The following is an 11,024-nucleotide window of genomic DNA, read 5'->3' on the forward strand; positions in this document are numbered from 1 at the left end:
CACCAGCGGCCCCCCTCGAAGGAGTTGGAAGAATGAAGGCACTCCAGTACCGCACCATCGGCGCCGCCCCCCAGGTCGTCACCGTCCCCGATCCCGAACCCGGCCCCGGACAGGTCCTGTTGAAGGTCTCCGCGGCGGGCGTCTGCCACTCGGACATCGCCGTGATGAGCTGGCCGGCCGAGAGTTTCCCGTACGCACTGCCGCTGACCCTCGGGCACGAGGGCGCGGGCACGGTCGCCGCGCTCGGCGACGGAGTGAGCGGACTGAAGGAGGGCGACCCGGTCGCCGTCTACGGGCCGTGGGGCTGCGGCCTCTGCGCCAAGTGCGCCGAGGGCAAGGAGAACTACTGTCTGCGCGCCGACGAGCTCGGCATCCGCCCGCCGGGGCTCGGCGCGCCCGGTGCGATGGCCGAGTACCTGATCGTCGACGACGCCCGTCACCTCGTACCGCTCGACGGTCTCGACCCGGTCGCCGCGGTGCCCCTGACGGACGCCAGGCTGACGCCGTACCACGCGATCAAGCGGGCGCTGCCCAAGCTGCTGCCCGGGTCCACCGCCGTCGTCATCGGCACGGGCGGACTCGGCCACGTCGCCATCCAGTTGCTGCGGGCCATGACCGCGGCCCGGGTGATCGCCCTCGACGTCAACGAGGACAAGCTCGCGCTCGCCCGGAGCGTCGGGGCGCACGAGAGCGTCCTGTCCGACGCCGGGGCCGCCGCGAAGGTACGGGAACTCACCGGCGGCATCGGCGCCCAGGCCGTGTTCGACTTCGTCGGCGCGGAGCCGACCGTGCGGACCGCCGGGGCGCTCGCCGCGGTGGAGGGCGAGATCAGCATCGTCGGCATCGGCGGGGGCGCCCTGCCCGTCGGCTTCGGCGCGCTGCCCTTCGAGGTGTCGGTCCACGCCCCCTACTGGGGCTCCCGCGGCGAGCTGATCGAGGTCCTCGACCTCGCCCGCACCGGAGCCGTCTCCGTGCACACCGAGACGTACTCGCTCGACGAGGCACCCCTCGCGTACGAGCGGCTGCACGCCGGGAAGGTGAACGGCCGTGCCGTGATCCTGCCGAACGGCTGACGCCCCGCGCGATCAGCCCTTGACCCACCGGTACTGCAGCTCCGGCCGCCCCACCTGCCCGTACTGCGGAGCCCGCGCCGCCCGTCCCGCCTCCACCAGGTGCTCCAGATAACGCCGGGCCGTGATCCGGGAGATGCCGACCGACTCCGCGACCCCGGCCGCCGTCAGGCCCTCGGCGCTGTCCCGCAGCGTCCGGGTGACCCGCTCCAGCGTCGGCGCGCTGAGGCCCTTGGGGAGGGCGGCCGGGCCAGGGGCGCGCAGGGTGGCCAGGGCGCGGTCCACCTCGTCCTGGCCGCTCGCCTCGCCCACCGCCGCGTGGAACTCGGCGTACCGCACGAGGCGGTCGCGCAGGGTGGCGAAGGTGAAGGGCTTCAGGACGTACTGGACGACCCCGAGCGAGACCCCTTCCCGTACGACCGCGAGGTCCCGCGCGGACGTCACCGCGATCACGTCCGCGTGATAGCCGGCGGCACGCAGGGAGCGGGCCAGCTGCAGTCCGTGCACGTCCGGCAGGTGCAGGTCGAGCAGCAGCAGGTCCACCGGCGTACGGTCCAGCGCGCGCCGCGCCTCCGCGCCCGTGTGCGCCTTGCCGACGGCGGTGAAGCCGGGCACCCGGCCCACATACATGACGTGCGCGTCGGCGGCGACCGGGTCGTCCTCGACGACGAGTACGCGGATGGGGTCGGCGGTCATACGTCGCCTCCAGGCAGGGTGTGCTGGGCGGACTCGGGCTCGGCGGCCGCCCCTTCGGCGGCGGCCCTTTCGGTGGTGGCCGGGGCCGGTTCCTCGGCGGCCTCCGGCACGGGTGCGGCAGGGGCGCCCGGGGCCACCGTAGGCAACGGCAGCCGCGCCTCGAACTCCGCCCCGCCCCCGCGCGCCTCCGCCACCGTCAGCGTGCCGTCGTGCCGGCTCACCGCCTGGCGTACGAGGGCCAGCCCGAGGCCCCGGCCGCCGGGCCCCGCCGGTTTGGTGGACCAGCCGCGCTGGAAGACCGCCTCCGCGTGGGCGGGGGCGACTCCCGCGCCCGTGTCCGCGACCCGCAGGACCAGGCCGGAGTCGTCCGTGAAGGCCGTGACGGTCACCCGCGCCCCCACCGTCCCCTGCGCCGCGTCCATCGCGTTGTCGATCAGATTGCCCAGCACGGTGACCAGGTCACGGGCCGGCAGGCCGGTCTGGAGCAGCCCGTCGTCGATACCGCTCTCCTCCGACACCACCAGCTCCACGCCCCGCTCGTTCGCCTGGGCCGCCTTGCCCAGCAGCAGGGCGGCGAGGACCGGCTCGCTGACCGCCGAGATCACCTCGTCGGTGAGCGTCTGGGCGAGTTCGAGCTCGGCGGTGGCGAACTCGACGGCCTCCTCGGCGCGACCGAGCTCGATCAGCGAGACCACCGTGTGCAGCCGGTTCGCGGCCTCGTGCGCCTGCGAGCGCAGCGCCTGGGTGAAGCCGCGCTCGGAGTCCAACTCACCCATCACGGACTGGAGTTCGGTCACATCGCGCAGGGTGACCACCGTGCCGCGCCGCTCCCCGCCGGACACCGGGGAGGTGTTGACCACCAGCACGCGCGACGCCGTCAGATGCACCTCGTCCACCCGCGGCTCCGCCGACAGCAGGGCGCCCGTGAGCGGTGCGGGCAGCCCGAGTTCCGCCACGGAGTGTCCGACGACCTCGTCCGTCACCCCCAGCAGCTCCCGCCCGCCGTCGTTCATCAGCGCCACCCTGTACTGCCCGTCCAGCATCAGCAGCCCCTCGCGCACGGCGTGCAGCGCGGCCTGGTGGTAGTCGTGCATCCGGCTCAGCTCGGCCGCGTTCATGCCGTGCGTGGAGCGGCGCAGCCGGGCGTTGATGACGTAGGTGCCGATGCCGCCGAGCACGAGTGCGCTGCCCGCGACGCCGATGAGGGCGGTCACCTGGTCCTGCACGCGCTGGGTGATCGCCTCGACCCTGATGCCCGCGCTGACCAGGCCGACGATGTGGCCGTTGTCCAGGACCGGGGTGACGGCACGGACGGACGCCCCGAGGCTGCCCGTGTACGTCTCCGTGAAGGACTTGCCGTGCAGGGCGGGCCCGATGTGCCCGAGGAAGTGCTTGCCGATCAGCGTCTCGTCGGGGTGGGTCCAGCGGATGCCCTGCGGGTTCATGATCGTCACGAAGTCCACTCCGGTGTCCCGCTGCACCTGGAGCGCGTACGGCTGGAGGTCCTTGGTGGGGTTCGTGGTGCGGATGGCGTCCCGGACGGAGGGTGCGTCGGCGATCGAACGGGCCACGGCCATGGCCTGGCGGCCCGCCGCGTCCTCGGCCTGGCTGCGGTCGCTGACATAGCTGAACAGCGCGTACCCGGCGACGAGCACCGCGATGAGCACGGCCTGCATGGCGAAGAGCTGGCCGGCCAGGCTGCGGGGTCGCCGGACGGGGAGGAAGCGCATGTCGTTCAGTCTGCCTCTGCTTATAAGTGTGAACTAAATGAACGGAAGGGTGACCGCCCTCACAGGGCGGGAGATAGTCACCGCATCCCCCGGAGTGAGCCGCACCCGGGATCCCCGCGAGTGAGCCGCACCCCGGGATCCCCCGGAGCAGGCCGCACCCCGGGTTCCGCCGGACGTGAGCCGCACGCCGGATGATGCCGATGACGTCGTCAAGGAGGGCAGCCGTGGCCAGCACCCCAACGGCACCTGCCGCACCCGCCGCCAAGCGGGACCGCACCCACTATCTGTACATCGCGGTGATCATCGCGGTCGTGCTCGGCATCGCCGTCGGGTTCGCCGCGCCGGACTTCGCCAAGGAGCTCAAGCCGATCGGCACGGGCTTCGTGAGCCTGATCAAGATGATGATCTCCCCGATCATCTTCTGCACGATCGTGCTCGGCGTCGGCTCGGTACGCAAGGCCGCCAAGGTCGGCAAGGTCGGCGGTCTCGCGCTCGGCTACTTCATCTGTATGTCCTTCGTGGCGCTGGCCATCGGCCTGGTCGTCGGCAACATCATCCACCCGGGCAGCGGGATGCACCTGACCGAGGCCGTGAAGGGCGTCGGGCACACGCAGGCCGAGGCCGCCGCCGAGGGCCCCGTCGACTTCATCCTCGGGATCATCCCGACCACCTTCGTCTCGGCCTTCACCGAGGGCCAGGTGCTCCAGACCCTGCTGATCGCCCTCCTCGTGGGCTTCGCGCTGCAGGCCATGGGCCGTGCGGGGCAGCCGGTGCTGAAGGGTGTCGAGCACATCCAGAAGCTGGTCTTCCGCATCCTGGGCATGATCATGTGGGCCGCGCCCGTCGGTGCCTTCGGTGCCATGGCGGCCGTCATCGGCGAGACCGGTATGGACGCGCTGAAGGCGCTGGGCACGATCATGCTCGGCTTCTACATCACCTGTGCGCTCTTCATCGTCATCGTGCTCGGCACGCTGACGAAGCTCGTCGCCAAGGTCAGCCTCTTCCAGCTGCTGAAGTACCTCGGCCGGGAGTTCCTGCTGATCGTCTCCACCTCGTCGTCCGAGTCCGCGCTGCCGCGGCTCATCGCCAAGATGGAGCACCTGGGTGTCAGCCGCCCGGTCGTCGGCATCACCGTGCCGACCGGCTACTCCTTCAACCTCGACGGCACGATGATCTACCTGACCATGGCCTCGCTGTTCATCGCCGACGCGATGGACCAGCCGATGAGCATCGGTCAGCAGATCGGTCTGCTGCTCTTCATGATGGTCGCCTCGAAGGGCGCGGCGGGTGTCTCCGGCTCCGGTATCGCCGTCCTGGCCAGTGGTCTGCAGTCGCACAAGCCCGCGCTGGTGGACGGTGTCGGTCTGATCATCGGTATCGACCGGTTCATGAGCGAGGCGCGCGCGGTCACCAACTTCGCGGGCAACGCGGTCGCCACGCTGCTCATCGGTACGTGGACCGGTGAGGTCGACAAGGAGCGGGTGAACCGGGTTCTCGCCGGGGAGCTGCCGTTCGACGAGAAGACTCTGCTGGACAGCGACGAGGACGACGCGGTCGACGTCGCCCCGGAGGTGCCGGAGCAGGGCGGCGAGAAGGAGTTGGCGAAGGCGTAAGCGTCGTTTGGAGCTGCGGGTCCGTTGTGGCTGGTCGCGCAGTTCCTCGCGCCCCTTCGGGGCGCCCCAAGCCGCCGGGCGGCCAGGTTCTCCCCCCGTAGACCTGGCCGCCCGGTGTTTTGCCGCAGAGGTTCGAAGAGGAACCGCAACAGCTCAATCGCTCAGCTTGGTCACCAGTTCGGTGGCTCTGGAGGCGGGTACGCCCGCCGCGGTCAGCATGGTGATCGCGGCGGAGCGGCCCGCCTCTTGCGGTGCCAGCAGGCCGTCGTTCACCGCCTCCATGAGGGCGAACAGCATCTGCTCGTGCACGTACGCCAGTGCGGGCGCCGGCAGCGGAGACTCGAACACGCCCTCGTCGAGGCCGCGCCGCAGCAGCTCCGCGCAGGCCTCGCGCACCGGGGTGAGCCGCTCGCGGATGCCCTGGACCGTGACGCTGCGCTGGGCGAGGGCCACCAGCAGCCGGTAGCGGTCGGCGATCTCCCAGACGGCGAGCGTCGAACGGACCAGTGATTCCGCCGGGTCCCGGCCGCTCTCCCGGCCCGCCGCGTGCGCCGCGGCCACCGCCTCCACCGCGCCGTCGGTCAACGTGCTGATCAGCACCTCGCGGCTGGGGAAGTGCCCGTACACCGTGCGCCGTACGACGCCCGCGGCCCGTGCGATCTGGTCCATGGACGCGTCGGGGTCGCGCAGCAGCTCGGCGAGCGCGACGTCGAGGATGCGGCGGCGGTTCGCATCCGCGCGGCTGGCACTACCCGTGGTCATGGCTGCCATTCTGCACGCCCCCGGATCCGCGCGAGGTGATCACTCGCGCCCTCCACAAGGGCTCCACCTCCTTGATTTGCACATGGTTGTGCATCTCGATACATTGCACATGGTTGTGCAACTGCACGCCAGTGTGCAAATGGAGCGAAGGGAAGGGGCGACCGTAGTCATGCGTCTCGTCATGAACGAACCGGTCGAGGGGATGGACCGGCCCTACGCCCGGCGCTGGTGGGCGCTGCTGGTGCTCTGCCTGAGCCTGCTGATCATCGTGATGGCGAACACCGCCCTCACCGTCGCGGCCCCGGACATGACCCAGGATCTGGGCCTGTCCAGCGCGGACCTGCAGTGGGTCATCGACGGCTACACCGTCCCGTACGCCGCGCTGATGCTGCTGCTCGGCGCGATCGGCGACAAGTACAGCCGGCGCGGGGCGCTCATCCTCGGGCTCGTCGTGTTCGGCGGGGGCGCGATCGCGGGCTCGCTCGTCGGCAGCTCCACCGGGGTCATCGCGGCCCGTGCCGTGATGGGCGTCGGCGCCGCCCTGATCATGCCCGCGACGCTCTCCCTGCTCGCCGCGACCTTCCCGCGCGAGGAGCGGGCGAAGGCGATCACCCTGTGGACCGCCACCGCCGGACTCGCCATCGCGGCCGGGCCACTGGTCGCCGGTGCGCTGCTCGAGCACCACGGCTGGTCGTCCACGTTCCTGATCAACGTCCCCATCGCCGCGCTCGCGATCGTCGGCGCCCTCGTCCTCGTACCGCCGTCCAGGGCCGCGCACCACCACCGCATCGACCACGTCGGCGGCCTGCTGTCCGTGATCTGGATCGGTTCGCTGGTCTACATGATCATCGAGGGGCCGCACTTCGGATGGGGCGTCAAAGCCGTGACCGCCGCGGTCGTCGCGGGTGCCGGCCTGGTGGCCTTCGTGGTGTGGGAGCTGCGCCACCCGCGCCCGGTCGTCGACGTACGCCGCTTCGCCCACCGCCGGTTCGCGGGCTCGAACCTCGCCGTCGCCCTCTTCTTCCTGGCCGTCTTCGGCGCCTTCTACTACCTCACCCAGCACCTCCAGTTCGTCCTCGGCTACGACGCGCTGGACACCGGGGTGCGGATGCTGCCGCTCGCCGGGGCCGTGTTCGTCGGCTCGGCGCTCACCGGATACCTCACCCCGCGCATCGGCATGAAGATCACGGTGACCGCGGGCATGGTCGGCGGCACGGCGGCGCTCGCGCTGCTCACCCGGGTCGACGCGGCATCCTCGTACGGCGATCTCGTGCTGCCCCTCGCCATCCTGGGCCTCGCGATCGGGCTCGCGCTCTCGCCCTGCACGGACGCCATCATGGGCGCGTTCCCCGAGGCCGAACTCGGCGTCGGCGGAGCCGTCAACGACACCTCGCTGGAGCTCGGCGGCTCGCTCGGCATCGCGATCCTCGGTTCCGTGCTGGCGAGTTCGTACTCCGCGCACCTCTCGGACGCGACCGCGGGCAGCAAGCTCCCGGCGGGCGCCCTGTCCACGGCGCAGGACTCGGTCGGCGCGGGCTACGCGGTCGCCCAGGGCATCGGTGACAAGGCCCGGCAGCTCGGCGAGCAGGCCGCGCGGGCGGGGCAGGCCGGGAACACCGAGAAGGCCGCGCAGCTGAAGGCGCAGGCCGACCAACTCGCCCACGGGGCGCAGCGGATGGCGGACGCCGTCGGTTCGTCCTTCTCGGACGCGGTGGCGCACACCAGCCTGATCGGCGCGGTGATCCTGGGCGTGGGAACCGTGCTGGTCGCCTTCCTGCTGCCCAGGAAGGGCAACGGGCACCCGGGGGAGGCCCCGGAGCGGGCGGCGGAGGAACAGCCGGAACTCACCGGCGCGGCGACGCGCTGAGCGCACCCCCGGCCGCCTCGGAACCGTGACCCTCGGGCCGCCGTCTCGTAGAACATGCACTACCGTGCCGTGCCGGACTGACCGGCACGGCACGGCATGTTCTGCGGAGGACACGGAGTATGAAGATCGACTGGGACCGGCGGACGTGCGCGCGCAAAAGTCATGTGACGTACGCGCCCGACGAGCCGGAACTGCGCCGGCGGCTGCGCGCCGAGACGAGCCTCGGCGAGGCCTGGCGCTGTCTGCGCTGCGGCGACTTCGTGCTGGGCGAACCGCATGGCTCGGGCCCCGCGGAGGACGCACCCCTGGTGCCGCGCGGCAAGGTGCTGCGTGATCTGTTCATCCTGCGCTTCCTGGCGGTCGAACGGGCCGTGCGCGGGGTGTTCATCGTGCTGGTCGCGGCCGCGGTGTGGAAGTTCAGCAACAGCCAGGACTCGGTGCGCCGGCTCTTCGACGAGAACCTCGACGTCTTCCGGCCGGTCTTCAAGCACTTCCACTACGACCTCGACCACTCGCCGGTCGTCGGCACCATCCAGAAGTCCTTCGGCTACAAGCACTCCACGCTGGCCCTGGTGGCCGCGCTGCTGCTGGCGTATGCGCTGATCGAACTCGTCGAGGCGGGCGGCCTCTGGTACGCCAAGCGCTGGGCGGAGTATCTGACGGTGGTCGCCACCGCCGCCTTCCTGCCCCTGGAGATCTACGAACTCACCGAGCACGTCAGCTACTTGAAGATCGCCACCCTGGTCCTCAACATCCTCGCCGTCCTCTACATCGCCCTCGCCAAACGCCTCTTCGGGCTGCGCGGCGGACGCAAGGCGTTCGAGGAGGAGCGGCACAGCGCGTCGCTGCTGGAGGTCGAGGAATCGGCGGGCGTGGCCGCGCACGCCTGATGCCCCCGCACCACACGGCGCCGGCGAGGATCGTCTACGGGTGGTCGGGGCCCAGGGTCTCGGCCACGGCGCGCGGCAGCCACGTCCGTGCGTCGCCGAAGGTGAACCCGAGCAGGGTGGCCCGGGAGTTGTCCATGCCGTAGGAACGGCTGAAGGAGAAGGGGGAGACCGCGCCGACCTCGACGGGCCGCAGGAGGGTCTTGCCGTCCGGGAGGTGCGCGGCGATCGCCTCGCACAGCTCCTGCGTGGTCAGCGGCCCGTGGGAGGCCGCGTTGACCGGGCCCGTGAAGTCCTCGCCCGCCGCCCAGAGCAGGAAGTCGGCGATCTCCTCGACGTGGATGTACGTCGCCGGGCGGTTCACGGGCGGTACGGCGATCGCCTCGCCCGCGCGGATGCGCTCCGCGTAGTGCTGGAGGCGGCCGGTGAAGTCGTCGTCCCCGCCCAGGACGTGGGCCACCCGGACGGCCGTGTACGGAAACGCGGGGTCGGCCGCGAACACCGCCTCGGCCTGGCGCTTGCCCTCCCCGTAGTGGCCCTCGAGGAACTCCGGCTCGTCCCAGGGGAGCCCGAGGTCGACGGGCACGGTACGCGGGTCCACGGCGTCCTCCCGCACGAGATCCGCCGAGTCCTCGTACTCGTACACCTCGACGGTGGAGGTCATGACGTACCGCCGGGTGCGTCCCGCGAAGACCCGTCGGGCGATCTCCGCCTGCCGCGGTGTGTAGCAGACCTGGTCGACCACGACATCGAAGGCGCGTGAACCCAGCGCCTTCTCCAGGGAATTCCCGTCATTGCGGTCCGCGACGAGATGGACCGCCCCGGCGGGCGGTGCGGAGGAACCGCGATTGATGACGGTGACGTGGTCTCCGGCGGCCAGCAGCCGGGCAATCAGTCGCTTTCCGAAATAGCGGTTTCCGCCAATGACACCAATCTCGCGCACGGCGTTCCTCCCCCTCGCACTTCCCGCACCCACCGGGCTTCTGTGGTCATAATTCTCCCGGCGTACGCGTCACGTCTGAAGGGGGAGACATGGGAGATCCGGCCGCTGCACCGAAGGAACCACGGCAACCGCGCGCCGCCGCCGACGAAACGTCGGTGGCCTTCGACGCGGTGGACCGGCAGATCCTGGAACTGCTGCAGAGCGACGGCCGGATCAAGCTCAGCGAGCTCGGCCGGCGCGTCCGGCTGAGCCCGGCGGCCGTCGCCGAACGCGTGCGCCGGCTGGAGTCCACGGGAGCCGTCACCGGCTACGGCGCCCATGTCTCACCACCCCTCCTCGGTTACGGCATCCAGGCCTTCGTCCGCGTCGACCCGCACGGCGGATACACCCTGCGCCACCCCAGGACCCTGGAGCTGATCTCCCGCCCGGAGATCATCGAGGTCCACCATGTCGTCGGCGAGGACTGCTGGATCCTCAAGGTCGCCGTCGCGGACACACTCCACCTGGAGGACGTCCTGGAACAGACCTCCGCACTGGGGCGCACGACGACCTCGATCGTCCTGTCCTCACCGGTGCCGCGAAAGCCACTGCTGCCCTTGCGTTGACGTCGGCGTCAAGGAATACCGTCGGGGCATGCGAATCGGCGAGCTGGCGGCGCGGGCCGGGACCACCACGCGGACTCTTCGGTACTACGAGTCGCGGGGGCTGCTGCCCGCGCGACGGGGCGAGAACGGGTACCGGACGTACGACGAGCACGACCTGCGGCTGCTGCGGCAGATCAGGACGCTGCAGGACTTCGGGTTCGACCTGGAGGAGACCCGGCCCTTCGTGGAGTGTCTGCGGGCGGGGCACCCGGAGGGGGACTCCTGTCCGGCCTCGCTCGCGGTCTACCGGCGCAAGCTGGGCGAGCTCGACTCGCTGATCGACGAGTTGCAGGCCGTACGGGCCGAGGTCGGCGCGCAGCTGGCGCGGGCCGAGCGGGCGCGTGACGAGCTGGCGGCCGAGGCGGAGGTTCCGGGCGGCCCGGAACCCGTATGCGAACTGGAAGGGCGGACACGGTGATCAAGGTGGCTGGCGTGGCTTCGGTGACGGACGCGGACTTCGAGACGGAGGTGATCGGCGCCGAGCTCCCGGTGCTGGTGGAGTTCACGGCCGACTGGTGCCCGCCGTGCCGGCAGATGGGGCCGGTGCTCGGTGCCCTGGCGGCCGAGGAGGGCGAGCGGCTCAAGGTGGTCCAGCTGGACGTGGACACCAACCCGCTGACGACGAACGCCTACCGGGTGCTGTCGATGCCCACGTTCATGGTGTTCCGCGGTGGCGAGCCGGTGAAGTCGATGGTGGGCGCCCGGCCGAAGCGCCGGCTGCTGGAGGAGCTGTCCGAGGTGCTCTGACGGTCCGGCGTGCGCCGACCTCGCCGAGATACACGATATACAGCAGAACTACAAGAAATCCCCCG

General features: G+C 71.1%; 11 protein-coding genes. 7 read left to right on the forward strand and 4 right to left on the reverse strand.

Annotated features, from left to right (window positions below):
* Positions 1–32 precede the first annotated feature (32 nt).
* Complete coding sequence (locus FNV62_RS34525) at positions 33–1,073, forward strand: NAD(P)-dependent alcohol dehydrogenase (protein WP_143628144.1); 1,041 nt, start codon at positions 33–35, stop codon at positions 1,071–1,073.
* Positions 1,074–1,085: 12 nt separating this feature from the next.
* Here FNV62_RS34525 and FNV62_RS34530 read toward each other — a convergent pair whose 3' ends face one another.
* Positions 1,086–1,766, reverse strand: coding sequence for a response regulator (locus tag FNV62_RS34530; protein WP_054233170.1), 681 nt, complete (start codon positions 1,764–1,766; stop codon positions 1,086–1,088).
* Positions 1,763–3,496, reverse strand: a complete 1,734-nt coding sequence (locus tag FNV62_RS34535) for a sensor histidine kinase (RefSeq protein ID WP_143628146.1) — start codon at positions 3,494–3,496, stop codon at positions 1,763–1,765. The genes FNV62_RS34530 and FNV62_RS34535 overlap by 4 nt, the downstream gene beginning before the upstream one ends.
* A gap of 191 nt (positions 3,497–3,687) precedes the next feature.
* Here FNV62_RS34535 and FNV62_RS34540 point away from each other — a divergent pair, with 191 nt between their 5' ends.
* Positions 3,688–5,109 (forward strand): cation:dicarboxylate symporter family transporter, encoded by a 1,422-nt coding sequence (locus FNV62_RS34540; RefSeq protein ID WP_373559518.1) that lies wholly within the window; start codon positions 3,688–3,690, stop codon positions 5,107–5,109.
* Between the two features lie 153 nt (positions 5,110–5,262).
* Here FNV62_RS34540 and FNV62_RS34545 read toward each other — a convergent pair whose 3' ends face one another.
* Complete coding sequence (locus tag FNV62_RS34545) at positions 5,263–5,880, reverse strand: TetR/AcrR family transcriptional regulator (RefSeq protein ID WP_097286278.1); 618 nt, start codon at positions 5,878–5,880, stop codon at positions 5,263–5,265.
* A 160-nt stretch (positions 5,881–6,040) separates the two neighbouring features.
* On the opposite strand from FNV62_RS34545, the gene FNV62_RS34550 reads away from it, so the two are divergent.
* Both FNV62_RS34550 and FNV62_RS34555 read left to right on the forward strand, forming a co-directional pair.
* Positions 6,041–7,738: an MFS transporter gene (locus FNV62_RS34550; protein ID WP_143628148.1), complete on the forward strand. Its 1,698-nt coding sequence runs from the start codon at positions 6,041–6,043 to the stop codon at positions 7,736–7,738.
* Positions 7,739–7,857: 119 nt separating this feature from the next.
* Positions 7,858–8,628, forward strand: a complete 771-nt coding sequence (locus tag FNV62_RS34555) for a DUF2127 domain-containing protein (protein ID WP_060897602.1) — start codon at positions 7,858–7,860, stop codon at positions 8,626–8,628.
* A 34-nt stretch (positions 8,629–8,662) separates the two neighbouring features.
* Here the strand turns inward: FNV62_RS34555 and FNV62_RS34560 are convergent, their stop codons facing one another.
* Positions 8,663–9,568 carry an NAD-dependent epimerase/dehydratase family protein gene (locus FNV62_RS34560; protein WP_143628150.1) on the reverse strand — a complete coding sequence of 302 codons (906 nt, stop codon included), beginning with the start codon at positions 9,566–9,568 and terminating at the stop codon, positions 8,663–8,665.
* An 89-nt stretch (positions 9,569–9,657) separates the two neighbouring features.
* Between FNV62_RS34560 and FNV62_RS34565 the strand changes: the two genes are divergently transcribed.
* The 3 genes from FNV62_RS34565 to FNV62_RS34575 are packed head-to-tail and all read left to right on the forward strand — an operon-like array spanning position 9,658 to position 10,959.
* Positions 9,658–10,173, forward strand: coding sequence for an Lrp/AsnC family transcriptional regulator (locus tag FNV62_RS34565; RefSeq protein ID WP_181360927.1), 516 nt, complete (start codon positions 9,658–9,660; stop codon positions 10,171–10,173).
* A 28-nt stretch (positions 10,174–10,201) separates the two neighbouring features.
* Entirely contained in the window at positions 10,202–10,630 is a 429-nt protein-coding gene (locus tag FNV62_RS34570) for a MerR family transcriptional regulator (protein WP_054233164.1), read from the forward strand.
* A complete protein-coding gene (locus FNV62_RS34575; protein WP_079089666.1) occupies positions 10,603–10,959 on the forward strand; it encodes a thioredoxin family protein in 357 nt (118 codons plus the stop codon). Before FNV62_RS34570 ends, FNV62_RS34575 begins: the two co-directional genes overlap by 28 nt.
* Positions 10,960–11,024 lie beyond the last annotated feature (65 nt).

This window comes from Streptomyces sp. RLB3-17, assembly GCF_007113425.2.
Lineage (GTDB): Bacteria > Actinomycetota > Actinomycetes > Streptomycetales > Streptomycetaceae > Streptomyces > Streptomyces mirabilis_D.